At 75.0% G+C, this 20,331-nt stretch carries 19 protein-coding genes and 2 pseudogenes; 13 read left to right on the forward strand and 8 right to left on the reverse strand.

The features are described 5' to 3' along the window. Window positions 1-3: 3 nt before the first annotated feature. Both DLJ47_RS37715 and DLJ47_RS03575 read left to right on the forward strand, forming a co-directional pair. A pseudogene (locus DLJ47_RS37715) lies at window positions 4-87 on the forward strand (XRE family transcriptional regulator); the annotation flags it as partial. Continuing rightward, a pseudogene (locus tag DLJ47_RS03575) lies at window positions 75-265 on the forward strand (DUF397 domain-containing protein). The pseudogenes DLJ47_RS37715 and DLJ47_RS03575, both read left to right, overlap by 13 nt. Before the next feature lie 29 nt (window positions 266-294). Here the strand turns inward: DLJ47_RS03575 and DLJ47_RS03580 are convergent. Further along, complete coding sequence (locus tag DLJ47_RS03580; RefSeq protein ID WP_396780881.1) at window positions 295-756, reverse strand: Lrp/AsnC family transcriptional regulator; 462 nt, start codon at window positions 754-756, stop codon at window positions 295-297. Between the two features lie 111 nt (window positions 757-867). On the opposite strand from DLJ47_RS03580, the gene DLJ47_RS03585 reads away from it, so the two are divergent. Next, window positions 868-1,800, forward strand: coding sequence for an SMP-30/gluconolactonase/LRE family protein (locus DLJ47_RS03585; protein WP_109898678.1), 933 nt, complete (start codon window positions 868-870; stop codon window positions 1,798-1,800). Between the two features lie 103 nt (window positions 1,801-1,903). On the opposite strand, the gene DLJ47_RS03590 is transcribed toward DLJ47_RS03585, so the two are convergent. After that, window positions 1,904-2,950, reverse strand: a complete 1,047-nt coding sequence (locus DLJ47_RS03590) for a DUF4192 domain-containing protein (RefSeq protein WP_109898704.1) — start codon at window positions 2,948-2,950, stop codon at window positions 1,904-1,906. Between the two features lie 358 nt (window positions 2,951-3,308). On the opposite strand from DLJ47_RS03590, the gene DLJ47_RS03595 reads away from it, so the two are divergent. From DLJ47_RS03595 to DLJ47_RS03615, 5 genes are all read left to right on the forward strand, one after another. Next, window positions 3,309-4,223 carry a fructosamine kinase family protein gene (locus DLJ47_RS03595; protein WP_109898705.1) on the forward strand — a complete coding sequence of 305 codons (915 nt, stop codon included), beginning with the start codon at window positions 3,309-3,311 and terminating at the stop codon, window positions 4,221-4,223. Next, window positions 4,220-5,233, forward strand: a complete 1,014-nt coding sequence (gene moaA, locus DLJ47_RS03600; protein ID WP_109898679.1) for a GTP 3',8-cyclase MoaA — start codon at window positions 4,220-4,222, stop codon at window positions 5,231-5,233. The genes DLJ47_RS03595 and moaA overlap by 4 nt, the downstream gene beginning before the upstream one ends. A 2-nt stretch (window positions 5,234-5,235) precedes the next feature. Further along, window positions 5,236-5,514 (forward strand): MoaD/ThiS family protein, encoded by a 279-nt coding sequence (locus DLJ47_RS03605; RefSeq protein ID WP_231928440.1) that lies wholly within the window; start codon window positions 5,236-5,238, stop codon window positions 5,512-5,514. Window positions 5,515-5,525: 11 nt separating this feature from the next. Further along, window positions 5,526-6,770 (forward strand): metallophosphoesterase, encoded by a 1,245-nt coding sequence (locus DLJ47_RS03610; protein ID WP_109898680.1) that lies wholly within the window; start codon window positions 5,526-5,528, stop codon window positions 6,768-6,770. 61 nt (window positions 6,771-6,831) lie between these two features. Next, entirely contained in the window at window positions 6,832-10,023 is a 3,192-nt protein-coding gene (locus tag DLJ47_RS03615; protein WP_109898681.1) for a UvrD-helicase domain-containing protein, read from the forward strand. Between the two features lie 74 nt (window positions 10,024-10,097). Here the strand turns inward: DLJ47_RS03615 and DLJ47_RS03620 are convergent, their stop codons facing one another. After that, window positions 10,098-11,126, reverse strand: a complete 1,029-nt coding sequence (locus DLJ47_RS03620) for an EamA family transporter (protein WP_199235684.1) — start codon at window positions 11,124-11,126, stop codon at window positions 10,098-10,100. 443 nt (window positions 11,127-11,569) lie between these two features. On the opposite strand from DLJ47_RS03620, the gene DLJ47_RS03625 reads away from it, so the two are divergent. From DLJ47_RS03625 to DLJ47_RS03635, 3 genes are all read left to right on the forward strand, one after another. After that, window positions 11,570-12,073: an LppU/SCO3897 family protein gene (locus DLJ47_RS03625; protein WP_109898707.1), complete on the forward strand. Its 504-nt coding sequence runs from the start codon at window positions 11,570-11,572 to the stop codon at window positions 12,071-12,073. A 565-nt stretch (window positions 12,074-12,638) separates the two neighbouring features. Then, window positions 12,639-13,055 carry an LppU/SCO3897 family protein gene (locus DLJ47_RS37720; protein WP_109898708.1) on the forward strand — a complete coding sequence of 139 codons (417 nt, stop codon included), beginning with the start codon at window positions 12,639-12,641 and terminating at the stop codon, window positions 13,053-13,055. A 156-nt stretch (window positions 13,056-13,211) separates the two neighbouring features. Beyond that, window positions 13,212-14,453: an ATP-binding protein gene (locus DLJ47_RS03635; protein WP_109898682.1), complete on the forward strand. Its 1,242-nt coding sequence runs from the start codon at window positions 13,212-13,214 to the stop codon at window positions 14,451-14,453. A gap of 41 nt (window positions 14,454-14,494) precedes the next feature. Here DLJ47_RS03635 and DLJ47_RS03640 read toward each other — a convergent pair whose 3' ends face one another. Further along, the gene (locus DLJ47_RS03640) at window positions 14,495-15,040 is read right to left on the reverse strand and encodes a GNAT family N-acetyltransferase (RefSeq protein WP_109898683.1); all 546 of its coding nucleotides are present in this window, start codon (window positions 15,038-15,040) and stop codon (window positions 14,495-14,497) included. A gap of 133 nt (window positions 15,041-15,173) precedes the next feature. On the opposite strand from DLJ47_RS03640, the gene DLJ47_RS03645 reads away from it, so the two are divergent. Both DLJ47_RS03645 and DLJ47_RS03650 read left to right on the forward strand, forming a co-directional pair. Beyond that, complete coding sequence (locus DLJ47_RS03645) at window positions 15,174-15,719, forward strand: DoxX family protein (RefSeq protein ID WP_109898684.1); 546 nt, start codon at window positions 15,174-15,176, stop codon at window positions 15,717-15,719. A gap of 215 nt (window positions 15,720-15,934) precedes the next feature. Further along, window positions 15,935-17,380, forward strand: coding sequence for a glycosyltransferase 87 family protein (locus DLJ47_RS03650; RefSeq protein WP_109898685.1), 1,446 nt, complete (start codon window positions 15,935-15,937; stop codon window positions 17,378-17,380). Between the two features lie 40 nt (window positions 17,381-17,420). On the opposite strand, the gene DLJ47_RS03655 is transcribed toward DLJ47_RS03650, so the two are convergent. Genes DLJ47_RS03655 through moaC form a run of 4 tightly spaced genes read right to left on the reverse strand, consistent with a single transcriptional unit; the run spans window position 17,421 to window position 20,102 of the window. Then, window positions 17,421-17,849, reverse strand: coding sequence for a molybdenum cofactor biosynthesis protein MoaE (locus tag DLJ47_RS03655; RefSeq protein ID WP_109898686.1), 429 nt, complete (start codon window positions 17,847-17,849; stop codon window positions 17,421-17,423). After that, complete coding sequence (locus DLJ47_RS03660; protein ID WP_109898687.1) at window positions 17,846-19,105, reverse strand: molybdopterin molybdotransferase MoeA; 1,260 nt, start codon at window positions 19,103-19,105, stop codon at window positions 17,846-17,848. Before DLJ47_RS03660 ends, DLJ47_RS03655 begins: the two co-directional genes overlap by 4 nt. 38 nt (window positions 19,106-19,143) lie before the next feature. Next, window positions 19,144-19,614, reverse strand: coding sequence for a MogA/MoaB family molybdenum cofactor biosynthesis protein (locus DLJ47_RS03665; protein ID WP_109898709.1), 471 nt, complete (start codon window positions 19,612-19,614; stop codon window positions 19,144-19,146). Further along, window positions 19,611-20,102: a cyclic pyranopterin monophosphate synthase MoaC gene (gene moaC / locus DLJ47_RS03670; protein ID WP_109898688.1), complete on the reverse strand. Its 492-nt coding sequence runs from the start codon at window positions 20,100-20,102 to the stop codon at window positions 19,611-19,613. The genes DLJ47_RS03665 and moaC overlap by 4 nt, the downstream gene beginning before the upstream one ends. Between the last annotated feature and the right edge of the window lie 229 nt (window positions 20,103-20,331).

The raw sequence follows: 20,331 nt of genomic DNA on the forward strand, positions 1-20,331 counted from the left end.
GCCTCCGTCTGGGATACCGTCAGGTCGGTTGCACTTCCGCGAGACCAGACCATCGATCTCTTGAGGGCACGAGCATGGATGCCCTGACCGGTGCACAATGGCGCACCAGCACCCGCAGCAGTTCGAACGGCGACGCGTGCGTGAGGTCGCCGACAACTTGCCCGGGGTCGTCCTCGTCCGCGACACGAAGGACCGCGACGGCGGCACCCTGACCTTCTCGCCCGCGGCCTGGCGCACGTTCGTCGCCGACCTCACGCGGGGCTAGCGCCGCTGGCCAAGTCGACGGGTGATCCCCTACCGGGCCGGGTCCGGATCGGTGACGTTCAGCGGTCGCTCGAAGAACGTCTCGAGCACCACGATGGTCTCGGTGCCGGTGACACCGTCGATGTCGAATACGCGGCGCAGCACAGCTTGCAGTTGCTCCGTGGTCGGGGTGCGGATCTTCACGAGCAGCGATGAGGACCCGGCGACGATGTGCGCCTCCTGGATCTCCGGGATGGCCGCGAGAGCGTCCCGGGTCGGCGGGTCGCCCATCCAGGCGTTGGACTGCAACATGACGAAGGCGAGCACGCCGCGCCCGACGGCAGCTGGATCGACGTCGATGGTGGTCCGGCGGATGACCCCGCGTTCGCGCAACTTGCGCACCCGCTCGTGAGCCGATCCCGCCGACAGTCCCACCGCCCTGCCGAGGGCCGAGTACGCCTGCGTGGCGTCGGACTGCAACTCCGCCAGCAGCGCCCGGTCCGTGTCGTCCACCGCGCCCCAATCTCTAGAACATGAGTCAGTCAAAACGTAGGTTGACCATACCATGTTCGATGGTGCTAGCGTTTTCCCGAACACCATCAGGTCACGGTGAGGAGCCCCTCGATGGTCGAGACCATCCCCGCCCAGTTCCAGGTGCTCGACGAGCGCTTCCAGTACATCAACGGCGACTTCGTGCTCGAACGCATCCACACCGGCTCACGCAAGACCGAGGGCCCGGCGTACTTCCCGGCCGGGCGCTACCTGGTGTGGAGCGACATCCCCAACGACCGGCTGCTGCGCTGGGACGAGACCACCGGCGCCGTGGGCGTCTTCCGGCACGGCTCCGGTTACGCCAACGGCAACACCGTCGACCGGCAGGGCCGCCTGATCACCTGCGAGCAGGGCAACCGACGGGTCACCCGCACGGAGCACGACGGCACCGTCACCGTGCTGGCCGACCGCTATCAGGGCAAGCGGCTGAACAGCCCCAACGACGTGGTCGTCCGCGCGGACGGCACGATCTGGTTCACCGACCCGAGCTACGGCATCGTCAGCGACTACGAGGGCAACAAGGGCGACAGCGAGTTCGGGGGCGCCTGCTACGTGCTCCGGCTCGACCCGGCCACCGGTGAGCTGCGGGTCGTCGCCGAGGACTTCTGCCGGCCCAACGGCCTGGCCTTCTCCCCGGACGAGCAGCGGCTCTTCATCGCGGACACCCGGCAGGAACCAAGCCACATCCGCGTCTTCGACGTCACCGCCGACGGCACGCTGACCGGCGGGGAGATCTTCGCCGAATGCGACAACGGCCGCTTCGACGGTCTCCGGTTGGACGACGCCGGCCGGGTCTGGGCCGCCGCCTGGGACGGCGTGCACTGCTTCGACCCCGACGGCACCCTCATCGGCAAGCTGCTGCTGCCGGAGAGCGTCGCCAACCTCACCTTCGGCGGGCCGAAGCGCAACCACCTCTTCCTCACCGCCGGGATCAGCGTGTACGCGCTGCGGGTCACGGTCAACGGCGCCCGCTACCCGCAGGCCGACGGAAGCGATCGTCGGTGACCGGCGTCGCGACCGCTGGCCGCACCCGGGCGCGGGCGATCCTCGACCGGCACCGGGCGACCGCCCACCCGCGCCAGCGGCCGGTCCCACCCGGCCGGTGACGTTAGCGCCGGCGGCCACGTCGCCGCTCGCGTCGGCGCACCACCCCGGGCTCGCCCACCGCCGGCCAACCGTCCAGCTCCGACGGCGGTACGCCCCGGCGGAGCAGGTCGTCCAGGAGCGCCGCGAGGGTGTAGTCGGGGTGCTCGGTCAGCGCCCGCTCCAGCGCGACCGCGGCCAGCGCCCCCTGCCCGGCCCGCCACGCGGCGAACGCGAGCAGGCTGGCCGGTGCGGCGGTCAGCTCCGGCTCGGCCCGGCGCAGCACGTCGGTCCAGAGGGCGATGTCCGCGTCGCGGCCGTCGGTGCGGTCCCAGGCGTGGTCGCGTACCGGCAGGTGGGTCAGGAGCAGGCTCAGCCAGGCCACCTCGTCGTCGGTGAGCCGCTCGCCGCGACGGTGCCGGCGCAGCGCCGCCCGGACAGCCGCCACGCCGGCCGCGCGCAGCGACCGGCCGCCGAGCAGGTCCGCCGGGGGCGCCTGGTCGAGCAGGTCGGTCAGCCGCCGCTCGGCCCGGTCGGTGGCCCGGCGCATCGCCACCCGGACCGGGCCACCGACCGGGGCCACCTGCGCCACCAGGGCGGCCCGGTCGGGCAGGGCGACCTGGCCGGCGACCACCGCGGCGGCGGGCACCGCGCTCGCCCCCGGGTCGTACGGGGAGCCGTCGGGCGGGCAGCACTCCGGCTCGGTGCAGAGGTACGACCACCACCGCCCGTCGGTGACCCGCAGCGCGTCGAGCACGGCCAGCCCGGCCCCGGCCAGCGCGGCACGCACCGCGTCGACGGCCGGGGTGACCCGGGCCGCCGGGCCGTACCCGATCACGGTGGCCGAGTCGGCGTGCTGGCGGGCGATCACCTCGGCGAGGTGCCGGGCCGGCGGATCCGCCTCGCTCGCCGGCTCGGGCAGGTCGGCCCGGGCGGCGAAGGTGATCCGTCGACCGCGCATGGCCACCACGACCACGCTGTCGGCGGGATGGAAGCCGAGCAGGTACGGCACGGCGGCGATCAGGTCGGCGGGGGAACGGACGGCGAGCCGGGGGCGATCGGTCGAGGTCATGTCCGCAGCCTGCGGGCCGGCCACCCGGGGCGGCAGCCCCTGTGGACGACACGCGGCTCATCCACAGCTACGCTCCGTGTTTTCCCTGCTCAACCCGATCCGCCGATCGCGGCGACCCGCCACGCCGGTGCGCCCGGAGCGATCACAGCGGAACCGGCACCCCGGGCTGCCCGCACGGCGCCCCCGGCCACCACGAAGCGGCCGCCGATCTCCCCAGGAGCACGGCGGCTCGTCCGGTGCCACCGCCGTGACCCGCCGCCCCGCCCCCGGCCGTGCCCACGGGCCGCCGCGACCACGCCGGCGAGCCGGCCGGGGCGGGGTGGGCGCGACGGCGGCGGCGAGCGACTACCGTGCCGTCATGGACCTCGCGTACCTGCGGGCGCACCCGTCCCACCTGCCGACCTTCCTGACCCACCAGCGGATCCGGGAGACCCCGGTGGCCGGGGGCGACATCTGTGCCGCCTCCCGGTTGACCCTGGACGACGGCCACTCGATCTTCGCCAAGACCTGGCCGGAGCGGGCCGGGCGGCCGGTGCCGGAGGGCTTCTTCGCCACCGAGGCGGCCGGTCTGCGCTGGCTGCGCGAGGCCGACGCGGTGGCCGTACCGGAGGTGCTGGTGGCGCTGCCCGAGCTGCTGGCGCTGGAGTGGGTCGAGCCCGGCGAGCCGACCGCCGAGGCGGCCGAGCGGTTCGGCCGGGAGCTGGCCGGGCTGCACCGGGCCGGCGCGCCGGCCTTCGGGGCCGACTGGCCCGGGTTCATCGGCGCGCTCCCGGCGGACAACACGCCCGACCCCGGCCCCTGGTCGAGCTGGTTCGCCCGCTGCCGGCTGCTGCCCTACCTGCGCCGCTCGGTCGACGGCGGGGCGCTGAGCGGCGCCGAGGTCGCCCTGGTCGAGGAGGTCGTCGACCGGATCGGGGAGTTCGGCGGCGACGAACCGCCGGCCCGCGTCCACGGCGACCTGTGGCCGGGCAACGTGCTCTGGGGCGCCGACGACCGGGCCTGGCTGGTCGACCCGGCGGCGCACGGCGGGCACCGGGAGACCGACCTGGCCCAGCTCGCCCTCTTCGGCGGCGCGCCGCACCTCGACCGGATCCTCGCCGCGTACGCCGAGGCGTGGCCGCCGGCCGACGGATGGCGGGACCGGGTGCCGCTGCACCAGCTCCACCTGCTGCTGGTACACACCGCCCTGTTCGGCGCCGCGTACCGCGATGCGGTCGGCCGGGCCGCCCGGGCCGCCCTCGGCGGGCTCACACGCGCTACCGTCGACGGATGACCGCCGCCCAGCCGACCGACGGCCCCCTCGTCGACCGGTACGGCCGCGTCGCCCGCGACCTCCGCGTCTCGCTGACCGACAAGTGCAACCTGCGCTGCACGTACTGCATGCCGGCCGAGGGCCTGCCCTGGCTCGCCGGGCCGCAACTGCTCACCGACGCGGAGATCGTCCGGCTGGTCCGGGTCGCGGTCCGCGACCTCGGCGTCACCGAGGTGCGCTTCACCGGCGGCGAGCCGCTGATCCGACCCGGGCTGGTGGGCATCGTCGCCGAGGTGGCGGCGCTCGAACCGCGCCCCCGGATCTCGCTGACCACCAACGGCATCGGGTTGGCCCGGCTCGCCCCCACGCTGCGCGCCGCCGGGCTCGACCGGGTGAACGTCTCGCTGGACACCCTGGACGCGGACCGGTTCACCCGGCTGACCCGCCGCGACCGGCTCGCCGACGTACTGGCCGGCCTGGCCGGCGCCACCGCGGCCGGGCTCACCCCGGTCAAGGTCAACACGGTGCTGATGCGGGGCGTGAACGACGACGAGGCGCCGGCGCTGCTCCGCTTCGCCCTCGACCACGGCTACGAGCTGCGGTTCATCGAGCAGATGCCGCTGGACGCGCAGCACGGCTGGGACCGGGCCGCCATGGTCACCGCCGAGGAGATCCTCGCCGCCCTGCGTACCACCTTCGACCTGCGACCCGACCCGGCCGAGCGGGGCGCGGCGCCGGCCGAGACCTGGCTGGTCGACGGCGGCCCGGCCCGGGTGGGCGTGATCGCCAGCGTCACCCGGCCGTTCTGCGGCGACTGCGACCGCACCCGGCTCACCGCCGACGGCCAGGTCCGCGCGTGCCTGTTCGCCACCGAGGAGTCCGACCTGCGCGGGGCGCTGCGGGCCGGGGCGGACGACGCCGAACTGGCCCGCCGCTGGCGGACCGCGATGTGGGGCAAGCGGGCCGGCCACGGCATCGACGACCCGACGTTCCTGCAACCCGCCCGGCCGATGTCGGCCATCGGAGGCTGACCGTGACCGACCCGACCCGGCCCGCCGCCGGGCTGCCGCCGCTGACCGTGCGCTACTTCGCCGGGGCACGCGCCGCCGCCGGCCGCACCGAGGAGACGGTCCCGGCCGGCGGCACCCTCGACGACCTCGTCACCGAACTGACCGGGCGGCACGGTGACCGGCTCGCCGCCGTGCTGCGGGTGGCGAGTTTCCTGGTGGACGGGGTGACCTGCCACGATCGTCAGGCCCCGCTGCCGGCCGGGACCACGATCGACGTACTGCCCCCCTTCGCGGGCGGCTGAGGGAGGCGCAGATGCTCGCAGTGCTGGGTTTCGTGGGGACCCTGGCGCTGATCACCGGCCTGATCCACCTCTACCTGTGGAAGCGGCTGGTCCGGGACACCACGGCGCCGGGGCGCTGGCGGCGGGTCGGCGGGATCACCGCGCTCGTGCTGGCGCTGCTGGTGCCGGCCACCATGGTCGGCACCCAGGCCGGGCTGTACTGGCTGGCGTGGCCCGGCTACCTCTGGCTCGCGATCATGTTCTACCTGCTGGTCCTGCTCGTCGCGCTGGAAGTGCCGATGCTGGTGACCAGGCTGGTGCTGCGCCGTCGGGTGGCCGCGGCCGAGCCGACCGCCGCCGCGCCCGAGCCGGCCCTGGTCGGCGCGGCCGGCCCGGCCGATCCGCCGGCCGCCGGCGCCGTCGGGCAGTCCGACCACGACCCGTCCCGGCGGCTACTGCTGGCCCGGGGGGCGGCGATCTTCGCCGGGCTGACCGCCACCGGCCTCACCGGGTACGGCATCCGCACCGCGCTCGGCCCACCGCAGCTGGACCGGGTGCAGATCCCGCTGGCCAAGCTGCCCCGGAGCATGGACGGCCTGCGCATCGCCACCGTCTCCGACATCCACCTCGGGCCGCTGCGCGGCCGGGCGCACACCGAGCGGATCGTGGCCGCGATCAACCGCCTGGACGCCGACCTGGTCGCGGTCGTCGGCGACCTGGTCGACGGCTCGGTGGCCGAGCTCGGTGCGGCCGCCGCGCCGCTGCGGGACCTGCGCTCCCGGCACGGCAGCTACTTCGTCACCGGCAACCACGAGTACTACTCCGGCGTCGAGGAGTGGGTGCGGGAGCTGGACCGGCTGGGGCTGCGGGTGCTGCAGAACGATCGGCGGGAGATCCAGGCCCGCGGCGGCGTGCTCGACCTGGCCGGGGTCAACGACGTCACGGCCGCCGGCACCGGGCTGGCCGCGCCGGCCGACTTCACCGCCGCGCTGGGCGACCGGGACCCGTCCCGCCCGGTGGTCCTCCTCGCCCACCAGCCGGTGGCCGCGGTGGAGGCGGCGAAGTTCGGCGTCGACCTGCAACTGTCCGGGCACACCCACGGCGGCCAGATCGTCCCGTTCAACCTGCTGGTCAAGCTCCAGCAGCCGGTGGTCTCCGGCCTCGGCGAGGTCGACGGCACCAAGGTGTACGTCACCAACGGCGCCGGCTTCTGGGGGCCGCCGGTCCGGGTCGGCGCCGAACCGCAGATCACCCTCGTCGAGCTGCGTTCGCCATAGCGCAGCTCACCCCCGAGCGTGGCGACGCGCGGCGGCGAGCCGTGCCGTGGCAGGATGCGGCGTGCCTCCGTTCAGCGCCGCACCCCCCGGTGGCCTCCCGCCGTTCGTCGCGGACCTGCACATCCACTCGAAGTACTCGCGCGCGTGCAGCCGCGACCTGACCCTGCCGAACCTCGGCTGGTGGGCCCGGCGCAAGGGCATCGGCCTGCTCGGCACCGGTGACTTCACCCACCCCGCCTGGTACGACCACCTGCGCGAGACGCTGCATCCGGCGGAGCCCGGCCTCTACCGGCTCAGCCCGGAGGCGGAGCGGGACATCGCCCGGCGGCTGCCACCCCGGCTGGCCAGCGCGGCCGAGACCGACCCGGTGCGGTTCATGCTCAGCGTGGAGATCTCCACGATCTACAAGCGGGACGACCGCACCCGCAAGGTGCACCACCTGATCTACCTGCCCGACCTGGACGCGGTGGCCCGGTTCAACACCGCGCTCGGCCGGATCGGCAACCTCGGCTCGGACGGCCGGCCGATCCTCGGCCTGGACTCCCGGGACCTGCTGGAGATCACCCTGGAGGCCAGCCCGGACGGCTACCTGGTGCCGGCGCACATCTGGACGCCCTGGTTCTCCGCGCTCGGCTCGAAGTCCGGCTTCGACGCGATCGCCGACTGCTACGCCGACCTGGCCGGGCACATCTTCGCGGTGGAGACCGGCCTCTCCTCCGACCCGGAGATGAACTGGCGGGTCGGCAGCCTGGACGCGTACCGGCTGGTCTCGAACTCGGACGCGCACTCGCCGCCGGCGCTGGCCCGGGAGGCGACCGTGTTCGCCACCGCCCGCGACTACTTCGCCGTCCGGGACGCGCTGCGCACCGGCGACGGGCTCGCCGGGACCATCGAGTTCTTCCCGGAGGAGGGCAAGTACCACGCCGACGGGCACCGGCTCTGCGGGGTGAACTGGGCCCCGGAGCAGACCCGCGCGGCCGGCGGGCGCTGCCCCGAGTGCGGCAAGCCGCTCACCGTCGGCGTGCTCAGCCGGGTCGAGGAACTGGCCGACCGGCCGGCCGGACACCGGCCCGAGCAGGCCCGCGAGGTGACCCACCTGGTGCCGCTCGCCGAGATCCTCGGCGAGATCAACAAGGTGGGCGCCCGGTCCAAGAAGGTCGACGGGAAGCTCAACGACCTGCTCGCCGCGCTCGGCCCGGAGCTGGAGATCCTCACCCGCACCCCGCTGGACGAGATCGCGCGCGTCGGTGGGGAACTGCTCGCCGAGGGGATCGGCCGGCTGCGCCGGGGCGAGGTGCGCCGGGTCCCCGGCTACGACGGCGAGTACGGCGTGATCACCCTCTTCGACCCGGCCGAGCTGGGCGGACCGACGCCGGGGACGCAGGCCGAGACGCTGTTCGACGTACCCGTGCCCGCGCAGCGCAGGCCCGCGGAGCCGGCGGCCCGACCCCGGGCCAAGCGCCCGGCGGCGGCCAAGGCCGAGCCGAAGCGGAAGGCCAGCCCACCGCCGCCCCCGATCGCCCCACCCCCCTCGCCGCACGAGCCGTTCGAGCCGATGCTCGCCGGCATGGAGGAGGTCGGCACCGGCCTGCTGGACCGGCTCGACGCGATGCAGCGGGTGGCCGCCTCCGCGCCGGGCGGACCGCTGCTCATCGTCGCCGGGCCGGGCACCGGCAAGACCCGGACGCTGACCCACCGGATCGCGTACCTGTGCGCGGAGCTGAACGTCTTCCCGGAGCACTGCCTGGCGATCACCTTCACCCGGCGGGCCGCCGAGGAGTTGCGGCACCGCCTCGACGGGCTGCTCGGTCCGGTCGCCGAGGACGTCACCGTCGGCACCTTCCACTCGCTCGGGCTGACCATCCTGCGCGAGCACGCCGAGGCGGCCGGGCTGCCGGTGGACTTCCGGATCGCCGACGACGCCGACCGGGCGGCGGCCCGCGCCGAGGCCGGCGACGACCAGGCCGGGTACGCCGCGCTGCTGCGCAAGCAGGGCCTGGTCGACCTGGACGAGCTGCTCACCCTGCCGGTCGCGCTGCTGCGCGAGGACCGGGCGCTGGTCGAGCGCTACCGGGACCGCTGGCGGTGGATCTTCGTCGACGAGTACCAGGACGTCGACGCGGTGCAGTACGAGCTGCTGCGGCTGCTCAGCCCCGCCGACGGCAACCTCTGCGCGATCGGCGACCCGGACCAGGCGATCTACTCGTTCCGCGGCGCCGACGTCGGCTACTTCCTGCGCTTCTCCCAGGACTTCACCGACGCCCGGCTGGTCCGGCTGAACCGCAACTACCGCTCGTCGGCGCCGATCCTGGCCGCCGCGGTGCAGGCCATCGCGCCGTCGTCGCTGGTGCGCGGCCGCCGGCTGGACCCAGCCCGGCTCGATCCGGAGGCCCCGCTGGTCGGCCGCTACCCGGCGGCGTCCGTCGCCGACGAGGCCGACTTCGTGGTACGCACCGTCGACGAACTGGTCGGCGGGCTCTCCCACCGGTCGCTGGACTCCGGCCGGATCGACGGCCGCTCGACGTCGCTCTCGTTCTCCGACATCGCGGTGCTCTACCGGACCGACGCGCAGGCCGCGCCGATCGTGGACGCCCTGGCCCGGGCCAACATCCCGGTGCAGAAGCGCTCGCACGACCGGCTGCGGGACCGGCCCGGGGTGGCCGCCATCGCCCGCGAACTGCGGCACGCCGGCGGGCTCGACGGCTCGCTGGCCGCCCGGGTCCGGCTGGCCGGCCAGGTGCTGGCGGAACGGTTCGCCGTGCCGACGCTGGACGGCGCCGGCGCGGTCCGCCCGGAGGACGTCCGGGCGGCGGTCGACCTGCTCACCCCGCTGGCCCGGCGCTGCGGCGACGACCTGGCGCTGTTCCTGTCCCAGCTGGCCACCGGCGCCGAGGTGGACGCCCTGGACCCGCGGGCCGAGGCGGTCACCCTGCTCACCCTGCACGCGGCCAAGGGGCTGGAGTTCCCGGTGGTGTTCCTGGTCGGCTGCGAGGACGGGCTGCTGCCGCTGCGCTGGCCCGGCAGCGAGCCCGACGACGACGCGGTGGCCGAGGAGCGGCGGTTGTTCTTCGTCGGCCTCACCCGCGCCCAGGACCGGCTGTACGTCAGCCACGCCGCCCGCCGCAGCCGGCACGGCGCGGAACGCGAGTGCCGCCCGTCCCCGTTCCTCGACGCCATCGACCCGGGCCTGTTCGAACGCTTCGGCGAGACCGAGCCGCGCCGCCCCAAGGACCGCCAGCTCCGGCTGATCTGACGCGCGCCGTCAGCCGGGCGATCGGGTGCTCGGAGCTGGGGCGCCGGGCGGCCGGCGGGCCGCGTACCGGGCGGTTACCGGCGCGCCGGCTCCGGGGTCGTCGGCTCGGTCGGCCGGCGCGGGCGTTCGGTGCTCACCACCAGGGCCACCCCGGCCACGATCACCGCGCCGCCGAGCAGCACCTGCGCGGTGATCGGCTCCGCGACGAGCAGCGCGCCGAGCGCCACCGCGACCGCCGGGTTCACGTAGGCGTACGTGGCGACCAGCGAGATCGGCGCGTGGTGCAGCAGCCAGACGTACGCGGTGAAGGCGACCAGCGAGCCGGCCACCATCAGGTAGCCGAGGGCGAGCCAGGAGCGGGTGGTGACCGTGCCCGGATCGAAGCCGCGCAGCTCGCCCCGACCCACGGCGAGGACGGCGAGCACCGCCGCCCCGGCGAACATCTCGTACACGGTGGCGACGAACGGGTCGGCGGGCATCCGGATCCGGCCGGACAGGAACGAGCCGATCGACCAGGAGGCCGCCCCGACCACCACGGTCAACGCGCCGACGAGCGGTACCGCGCCCGTCCCACCGCTGGGCAGCACCAGCAGCACCAACCCGACGAAGCCCAGGCTCACCCCGGCCAGCGTCCAAAGTCGGGGACGGTCGCCGGTGGCCGAGCGGAGCAGCACCACCAGCAGCGGCACGGTGGCGACCAGCAGCGCCGCGATGCCGGACGGCACCGCCACCCCGGGCGGCCCGGACTCGGCCAGCACCACCAGCCCGTTACCGCCGGCGAGCAGGAGCACGCCGACCACCGCGGCGGAGGCGAGCTGACGCCGGTCGACCCGCAGCGCCCCGCGCCCCCGGCGCAGCCGCAGCACCACGGCGAGCACCACCCCGGCGGCCGCGAACCGGGCGGCCGCCGAGGCGAGCGGCGGCATGGACTCCACGGCGATCCGGATGCCGAGATAGGTGGAGCCCCACAGGACGTAGACCACCAGCAGCGCGGTCCAGATCAGCGCGGGCGCGGCGGCTGCTCGGTCGCCGACGGCGGTGCTCGGGCCGGGCCGGCCGGCCGAGCCGGTGGACGGGGACGCACTTGGCGGAGGTGAGCTCATTGGTGGACCACGCTACGGTGGCCTGGGCGTCGGCGTCCCTCGTTGGTGGCCGGCCTCTCACCACTTGGTTCCAGGAGGACGGCATGGCCAACTACGGACCACCGGGCGGCGGTTCCCCGGAGCCGTGGCGCGGGCGGGGGCCCGACGAGCCGTACGAGCCGGACCGTCGGCGCGGGTGGGACGGGTCGGAGGACCCCTACCAGCAACGCCGGCCGGGGCGACCGTACGGCGCCGAGCCCTACCGCCCGACCGAGCCGTCCTACGACCCCGGGTACGGGTCGGGGCCGTACCGGCCCGCCGATCCCGGGTACGCCGCCGACCCCGGCTACCCGACCGATCCCCGCCACGCTCCGGAGCCGGCGTACCGCCCCGGATACGGCGAGCCGGGACCCGGCCCGTACCGGCCGGCCGAGCAGTCGTACGCCGGCTATCCGGCTGCCGACGTGCCGGCCGCACCGTACTCCGGGGAACCGGCCCCGCCCCCGGAGCGCCCGCGCTCCCGCGGCCCGTTGCTCGCGGTGCTGGCGGCCGTGCTCGTCCTCGTGCTCGGCGGTGGGGCGGCGGTGCTCTACCTGCTCGGCCAGGACGACGACCCGCCGCCGACCACCGCTGCCGGGGCCTCCGCCTCGGCCCCCGGCGACGCCGCGGAACCGACCGCCGCGGGCCCGGTGCCCAGTGCGCCGGCCCCGGAGGCGTCCGCCGACCCCCGGTTCGTCAAGGCCGGCCAGTGCGTCCGCAACGAGGGGGCACCCGGTGGCAAGCCCAAACTGCTGATCAGCGACTGCGCCCCGAAGACGTACGAGGTGCTGCGCCGCTTTGACGGCGCGACCAGCGGCGAGCGGGACGCCGAGGCCAAGTGCGCCAGGGTCGCCGGCTACACCAACTGGTACTTCTTCGACAGCGAGCTGGACACCCTCGACTTCGTGCTCTGCCTGAAGCAGCGCTGAACACCGCACCCCTGGGAGAGAGATGACCACCTACGGACCATCCGGCCAGCCGGACGACCCGTCGCAGCGGCCGCCGGCCGGGCCGGAGGGCCCGACGCCCGCCGACCCGACGCTGCCCCAGTGGGGCCAGCCACCGGCGGGCGGCCAGGAACAACCCACCCTTCCCCAGTGGGGCCAGCCGGCGGGCCAGGAACAACCCACCGTGCAGCAGTGGAGCCAGCCACCCGCCGGTGGCCAGGAGCAGCCCACCCAGCCGCAGTGGAGCCAGCCGCCGGCGGGCGGCCAGGAGCAGCCCACCCAGCCGCAGTGGAGCCAACCCGTCTCCGGCGGCGCCGAGCCGCCCACGACGCTGATGTGGGCCCAGCCGCCGGCGGGCGCACCGCAGCCGGCCGAGCCGCCGCACCCGCCCGCCGGCTACCCGCCGCCGCCCGGGCCGTTCCCACCGGCCGGGCCGCAGCCGGCCCAGCCGGCCGCCGGGCAGTGGGGCGCGCCGCCGCCGGCCCCCGGTCAGTTCGGTACGCCACCCGCCCCGCCGGCGAAGCGGGGCGGCGGTGGGAAGATCGCCTTGATCATCGGCCTGGTCGTGGTGCTGGTCCTCTGCCCCTGCCTCGGCCTGGCCGGCTGGGCGGTGTACCAGGCCGCCGAGGACGACGACCCGAGCCCGTCGCCGTCGGTGTCGGCGAGCGCGTCGGCCGAGCCGACCGCCGAACCGAGCCCGGACGAGAGCAGCGCGGAGCCGAGCCCGACCAGCGACGACGACGACTACGCCAAGGGCGACTGCGTGGTCAACGACGGCACCGACGACGACGCCGAGCTGCGTAAGGTGCCGTGCGGCCCGAACACGTACGAGGTGCTGCTGCGGCTGCCGGCGACCACGGACGCCGACCAGTGCAAGACACGCGCACCTCGGTCGACCGCGCACTACGTGCACGACAACTCGGTCGACCTCTTCGACTACGTGCTCTGCCTGCGGAAGCGGTAGGCCATCGGGAAAACTAGGGCTGTCTAGCGTGGACGCTAGACAGCCCTAGTTTTGTCTCGACGCGACTCCGGCCGGGCAGTTCGCCGGCACGACACGCGGTAGCCCCATCTACGGATGTCTAGCCTCCCAGCTAGACGGCCCGATACTGTGCGATGCGTGGATCCGGTCCGCAACCCGTACGCCCCGGGCGCCGGCCAGCGTCCGCCCGAACTCGCCGGGCGGGGACGCGAGCTGGACGTCTTCGACATCGTGCTGGAGCGGATCGCGCGGGGCCGGCCGGAACGCAGCCTGATGCTCACCGGGCTGCGCGGCGTCGGCAAGACCGTGCTGCTCAACACCCTCCGCTCGCAGGCGATCAACCGACTCTGGGGCAGCGGCAAGATCGAGGCCCGGCCGGACCAGTCGCTGCGCCGCCCGATCGCCGCAGCGCTGCACATGGCGGTCCGCGAACTCGCTCCGCGACACCGCGCGCCGGACCGGATCGACGCCTTCCTCGGGGTGCTCAAGGCGTTCGCCCAGCGCTCCGCGCCGACCGGCCGGGGTGGCGCCGCGCCGAAGCTGCGGGACCGCTGGCAGCCCGGCATCGACGTCCCCGCCGCCAGCGGCCGGGCCGACTCGGGCGACATCGAGATCGACCTGGTCGAGCTGCTCACCGACGCCGCCGGGGTGGCCAGCGACGTCGGCACCGGCATCGCCATCTTCATCGACGAGATGCAGGACCTCGGCCCCGAGGACGTCTCCGCGCTCTGCGCCGCCTGCCACGAGCTGTCCCAGCTCGGCGCGCCGCTGATCGTGGTCGGCGCCGGGCTGCCGCACCTGCCGGCCGTGCTCAGCGCCGCCAAGTCGTACTCGGAGCGACTCTTCCGGTACCAGCGGATCGACCGGCTCGACCGGATCGCCGCCGACCAGGCGCTCTGCGCGCCGGCCGAGCGCGAGGAGGTGGAGTACGAGCAGAAGGCGCTCGACCTGCTCTACGAGAAGTCCGGCGGCTACCCCTACTTCGTGCAGGCGTACGGGAAGGCCACCTGGGACCACGCCCCACGCTCGCCGATCACCGCCGCGGACGTCCGGGTGGCCGCGCCCGAGGCGGAGGCGGAGCTGGCGGTCGGCTTCTTCGGTTCCCGGTTCGAGCGGGCCACCCCGGCGGAGCGCGAGTACATGCGCGCGATGGCCACCCTCTCGCTGGTGGAGGGCGAGGCGGCGGGGGGCGGCCGGGACGACATGGACGCCGCGGTGCCGACCGCGGAGATCGCCCGGGCGCTGGGTCGCAAGCCGGCCAGCCTCTCGCCGGCCCGGGACGCGCTGATCAAGAAGGGGCTGATCTACTCCGGCGAGCGGGGCACGGTGGCCTTCACCGTCCCGCACTTCGGCCGGTACCTGCGCACCCAGCCGGCCTGAGCCGAGGCCGGCGGACGCGGCGATCCGGCGGGTCGAGTGGGTCAGACCCGGGACCAGGCCGCCGGGAAGAGCACCTCGCCGGTGGGCGGCGGGCCGTCGCCGCTGGTGGACGGCGGCAGCACCAGCGCCTGCCACGGCTCGCCGAGCCCGGACCACGGGCTGGTCAGGCCCATCCGGTCGCCCCGCGCGAAACCGAACCGCCGGTAGTACGCCGGCGCGCCGAGCACCACCACCAGCCGCTCGCCCAGCTCGGTGGCCGCGTCGAGGGCCGCCTGCACCACCGCCGTGCCGAGCCCGATCCGCTGCCGGTGCGGGGCGACCGCCACCGGGCCGAGGGCCAGCGCCGGCGCGGTGTGCTCGTCGGAGCGCACCCGCACCCGGGTGAGCAGCGCGTAGCCGACCACCTCACCGCCGTACTCGGCCACCATGGCCAGCTCGGGCAACCAGGCGTCGCTGCCGCGCAGCTCGTCGACCAGCCCCACCTCGGGCGGGGTGGCCACGTCGGGACGGGCGAACGCGGCGGCCAGCACCCGGTGGATCGGGCCGATGTCGGCCGGATCCTCGGGGCGGAGCCGCAGCGTGGTCACGCGGGGGACGTTACCCGGCGGGGCCGGTCCATCAGCGACGGTCGCTCGAATCGGCGTGGCGTGACGTCCACGTCGGCCGATCGGATCGGCGGTTGCCGGGGTAGGCGCGCCCGCGACGGGGTATGACTGATCCATGAAACCCGTACGCTCCCTCGCCCGAGCCATGTTGAGCGGCATCTTCGTGGTCAGCGGGGCCCGTAACTTCGCCAACCCGGAGCGGTTGGTGACGGCGGCCAAGCCGGTGACGGACCGGGTGACCCCGCTACTGGAGCGGGCCAACCCCCGCATCCCCACCGACACCACGACGCTGATCCGGGTCAACTCGGCGGTCCAGGTCGGCGCCGGCCTGATGCTGGCCACCGGGAAGTTCGCCCGCCCGGCGGCGCTGGTCCTCGCCGGCACCCTGGTCCCGGTGACCATCGCCGGGCATCCCTTCTGGACCAACGACGACCCGACGGCGCGGAACAACAACCAGATCCACTTCCTGAAGAACCTGGGTCTGTTCGGCGGCCTGCTGCTGGCCGCGGCCGACACCGAGGGGAAGCCCGGTCTGCGCTGGCGCACCGGCCACCGCATCGGCCACTCCCGACGTTCCGTGCAGCGCGCCGTCCGGACCGCCCGCCGGGAGGCCCGGATCGCCGTACGGTCCGCCTCGACGGCCCGGCGACTTCCCGGCTGACCTGCGTCTATACCATCCCCTTACCAGTCTCACCCCTCCCAACGCCGCGAATCACCTGAACCGCCAGGTAGGCGTTAACGCGGTGGAAATATCAAAAACATGTGTGGGATCGGACACGGTCGCATAACGCGGGAGGCAGTAACGTGAGGCACCGTTCTAGGCTCCGTACTGGACCTGGACGGGTAGGACGACCTTGGTACGGGGGTGGCCACGCCATGCCGGCGACCGTCGGAAGACGGGTGGACCGCCTCGCCCCAGTCCGTCGCGTAACGCGTGGGATCGATCGTAGGACAGTCGTACGGACCGGCATCGTGGCCGCCGTCGCCTACGCCGCATGGCTCGCCATCGGCGCTTTCGGGCGGCCGTACAACTTCTTCGACATGAAGATCTACCACGGCGCGGTGGTGTGGTGGGCGAGCGGTCACGAGCTGTATGAGTTCATCGCACCCGGCACCACCCTGGGTTTCACCTACCCGCCCTTCGCCGGGCTGGTCATGCTGCCGATGGCGCACCTGCCGGTCCAGGCGGCCGGGCTGGTCAACGCGCTGGGCAGCCTCGCCGCGCTGGCCGTGGTGCTGGCCGGGCTGCTGCGCCCGATCGTCGACCGGCTGGGCTGGCCGCTCTGGTACACGGTCGCCATCGCTGTGCCGCTCGCGGCGGCGATCGAGCCGGTCCGCGAGACCCTCGGCTACGGCCAGGTCAACGTGCTGCTCTTCGCCCTGGTCATGGCCGACCTGATCGGCCTGCGCTGGCGCTCCCGCCGGGGCACCCACACCGCCGACGGTGACGGCGCGCTGCTGCGGTTCGTCTACAGCGGCGCGTGGGCCGGCGCCGGCATCGGCCTGGCCACCGCTGTCAAGCTGACCCCCGCGCTCTTCATCGGCTACCTCATGATCACCCGGCAGTGGCGCGCGGCGGCCACCGCCATCGGCACCGCCATCGGCGTGACCGTGGGCACCGTCGCCATCGTCGGCACCGAGTCCCGCGCCTACTGGGGCAGTGTGCTGTGGCAGACCGAGCGGGTGGGCGCGGCGGACATGACGCCGAACCAGTCGCTGGCCGGCCTGCTCGCCCGCCTCTACGACTCGATCGAGACGCCCGGCCTGCTCTGGCTGGCGTTCGCCGTGCTGATGCTGGCGCTGGGCCTGTCCCGGGCCGCCAACGCGCACGCCGACGGCGACGAGCTGACCGCGTTCACCCTGGTCGGGCTCACCGCCAACGTGATCAGCCCGATCTCCTGGACGCACCACCTGGTCTGGGTCATCCCGGCGATCATCGTGCTGGCCGACGCCGCGGTACGCCGCCGCGAGGCCAGCCGCGGCCTCAACCAGCGGGCGGCGCAGGCGTCGTCGTACGGGGGGCCGCCCGGGGTGAACGGACTGCGCCCGCCGATCTGGTACCCGACCCTGACCGGGATGCGGCACGGGGTGGCCGCGGCCGGGCTCTACCTGCTCTTCCTGGTCTCGCCGATCTGGCCGTACGAGCACCAGCTGCCCGAGGTCTCGCACTACCAGGACGGCCTGTTCGGCGCCCTGATGGAGAACTCGCTGGCGCTGGCGCTGATCGTGCTAGTGGCCGCGCTGCCCTGGCGGCCCGGCGCGGAGCCGGTCTTCTACGCCGACCGGCTCGGCCGGCAGGCCACGCTCTACGCCCGCCGCTGAGCCGGGCCGCCGGACGCCCGCCGCCGAGCGGGGCCGCCGCTCAGGGGCAGTTGACCCACTCCTCGGTGCCGTCCGCGAACACCTGCCGCTTCCAGATCGGCAGCCGCGCCTTGACCTCGTCGACCAGCCGGGCGCAGGCCGCGAACGCCGCCGCCCGGTGGGCGGTGCTCACCGCGGCGACCAGCGCCACGTCGCCGATGCCGAGCGGGCCGATCCGGTGCGACACCGCGACCGCGTACACCTCGGGGTCGGCGGCGATCTCGGCGGCCACCTCGCGCAGCACCCGCTCGGCGCTCGGGTGGCCCTCGTACTCCAGGCTGGTCACCGCGCGGCCGTGGTCGTGGTCGCGGACCACGCCCTGGAACGAGACCACCGCGCCGGCTCGGATGTCGGCGACCGCGGCCTCGTGCGCGGCGAGGTCCAGCGGCTGGTCGGTGACCCCGCCGTAGCTCGTCGTCGGGGCGGTCACCAGGCACGCTCCCCGGGCAGCAGGGGCAGCGGCAGCACCGGAACCCGGTCGCCCGGTTCGCCGGAGGCGTTCGGTCGGATCACCGCGAAGCCGTCCGCACCGGCCAGCCCGCGCAGCATCGCCGAGCCGACGTGCCGGACCGGGTAGGCGGTGTTCGCTACCTGGTCCAGCCGGACCAGGGCCAGATGGGTGTGGTCGCCGCGGCCCGGCACCGCCTCGGCGAGGGTGGCGTGCGGCAGCACCGGCATCGGCCGGCCGGCCAGGCCGGCGAGCAGCGGGACGACCAGGGACACCAGGGCGATGACGGCGGACTGCGGGTTGCCCGGCAGCCCGGCGACGAAGCGCACCCGGCCGTCGTCGCCGACCAGCCGGGCCAGCAGCATCGGGAAGCCGGGCCGGACCGCCACGGTGTTGACCACGTAGTCCGCGCCGAGCGCGGTCAGCGTCGGGTGCAGGTGGTCGACCGGGCCGTGCATGGTGCCACCGGTGGTGCACACCAGGTCCGCCTCGGCCAGCGCCGCCCGTACCGCCGCCACGTGCGCGGGCAGGGTGTCGGCCACCGGGCCGACCACGTCGGCCGGGCGCACCTGGCAGCCGTAGCGGCGCAGCCAGGCCGGTACCGCCGGGCCGAGCGCGTCGCGGACCCGGCCGGCGGCCGGCGGGCCCTCGGTGAGCAGCTCGTCGCCGAAGACCAGCAGCGCGGCCCGCGGCTGCCGCCGCACCAGGAGGGTGTCCTGGCCGCAGGCGGCGGCCAGGCCGATCAGCGCCGGGTCGACCGGGGTGCCGGCGGGCAGCAGTTCCTCACCCGCGTACGCCTCCTCGCCGGGCGCGCGCCACTCGGGCGCCGGTCGCGGCACGCCGTCGACCAGGCCGTCGGCGGTACGGCTGGACTCCTCGACCCGCAGCACGGCGGTGGCGCCCTCGGGCACCATCGCGCCGGTGGCGATCTCGACGGTGGTGCCGTCCTCGGTCAGCGGGGCTGGGGTGCCGCCCGCCAGCACCCGCCCGACGACCCGCCACGGGCCGCCGCCGCGCACCGCCCAGCCGTCCACGCTGGAGGTGGGGAAGGCCGGCAGGTCGGTCCGGGTGGTCAACGGTTCGGCGAGGGTGTGCCCGTCGGTCTCGGCGAGCGGCCGGCGCTCGGCGGGCAGTGCGGCGGCCAGCCCGACCGCGTACGCCCGGTCGCGGGCCTCTTCCCAGCCGGCCGGCGGCGGCGCGGTGACCCGGCCGGCGGCGGATGCGGTGTCCGTGCTCACCGGCCGAGCCTATCCGGGCGGAGCGCTCCGAGGGCGGGTCAGTGGTCGCCGCCGCGAATCTGGTCGACGGCGTGCCGGAGGATCGGGCCGAGCACGGCGAGCCCGTCCCGGGCGCCGCCGGTGGAGCCGGGCAGGTTGACCACCAGGGTGCGGCCGGCGACGCCGGCCAGCCCGCGGGAGAGCGCCGCGGCGGGCACCTTGTCGCGGCTGTGCGCCCGGATCGCCTCGGCGATCCCGGGGATCTCGTAGTCGAGCAGCGCCCGGGTCACGTCCGGAGTCCGGTCCGACGGGTTGATGCCGGTGCCGCCGCTGGTGACGGCCACGTCCATCCCGTCGGCCACCGCTGCCCGCAGCGCCGCGCCGACCGGGTCGCCGTCGGGCACCACCACCGGTTCGGCTACCTCGCAGCCGAGCTCGCGCAGGCCGGCGACGAGCAGCGGGCCGCTGGTGTCGGCGTACACGCCGGCGGCGGCCCGGTTGGACGCCACGATCACCCGGGCCCGGATCACGGCCGGCCCTCCGGGCGGATCCACTCACCGGTCTTGCCGCCGGTCTTGCGCAGCACCCGGACCGCGTCGACGCTGGCCGCCGGGTCGACCGCCTTGACCATGTCGACCAGGGCCAGCCCGGCGACGGCGACCGCGGTCAGCGCCTCCATCTCCACGCCCGTGCGGTCGGCGGTGCGGGCGGTCGCGGTGATCTCCACTGTGTCGTCGGTGAGGGTCAGGTCGACCGTCACCCCGTGCAGCGCGATCGGGTGGCAGAGCGGGATCAGGTCGGGGGTTCGCTTCGCGCCCATGATGCCGGCCAGCCGCCCGACGGCGAGCGCGTCGCCCTTGGGCAGCCCGTCGCGGCGCAGCAGGTCGACCACCTCGGGGGTGGTCCGCAGCCGGCCGGCCGCGACGGCCTCCCGGCCGGACACCGACTTGGCGGAGACGTCGACCATGCGGGCCGCGCCGGCCGGGTCGACGTGGGTGAGCTGCGCGGGTTCGGTCACGGGGGCGAGCCTATCCGGGAAGGTTCGGCGCAGCTTGGCGGCATGCGGATGGACAATTCGGCAGGGCGGATTGTGTCGGCCGTCGCCCCGAAGTTCATCCACCGGTCGGTGGGCCGTTACCGGTTGTCCAGATGGGGTCGCCGGCACCGCGAGAACGGCTACCCGAGTCGGCCTTCCCGGGGTGCACCGTGCCGGCGGCAACTTGCACCGAGAAGCCGCCGAGAACGCG

This window comes from Micromonospora sp. S4605, assembly GCF_003176715.1.
Lineage (GTDB): Bacteria > Actinomycetota > Actinomycetes > Mycobacteriales > Micromonosporaceae > Micromonospora > Micromonospora echinaurantiaca.

Excerpts from the sequence above, each read along its gene's own strand:
- DLJ47_RS03585 (WP_109898678.1), top strand. The coding sequence starts at position 868 with ATGGTCGAGACCATCCCCGCCCAGTTCCAGGTGCTCGACGAGCGCTTC.
- DLJ47_RS03590 (WP_109898704.1), bottom strand. The coding sequence starts at position 2,950 with ATGACCTCGACCGATCGCCCCCGGCTCGCCGTCCGTTCCCCCGCCGAC.
- DLJ47_RS03595 (WP_109898705.1), top strand. The coding sequence starts at position 3,309 with ATGGACCTCGCGTACCTGCGGGCGCACCCGTCCCACCTGCCGACCTTC.
- moaA (WP_109898679.1), top strand. The coding sequence starts at position 4,220 with ATGACCGCCGCCCAGCCGACCGACGGCCCCCTCGTCGACCGGTACGGC.
- DLJ47_RS03610 (WP_109898680.1), top strand. The coding sequence starts at position 5,526 with ATGCTCGCAGTGCTGGGTTTCGTGGGGACCCTGGCGCTGATCACCGGC.
- DLJ47_RS03620 (WP_199235684.1), bottom strand. The coding sequence starts at position 11,126 with ATGAGCTCACCTCCGCCAAGTGCGTCCCCGTCCACCGGCTCGGCCGGC.
- DLJ47_RS03645 (WP_109898684.1), top strand. The coding sequence starts at position 15,174 with ATGAAACCCGTACGCTCCCTCGCCCGAGCCATGTTGAGCGGCATCTTC.
- DLJ47_RS03650 (WP_109898685.1), top strand. The coding sequence starts at position 15,935 with ATGCCGGCGACCGTCGGAAGACGGGTGGACCGCCTCGCCCCAGTCCGT.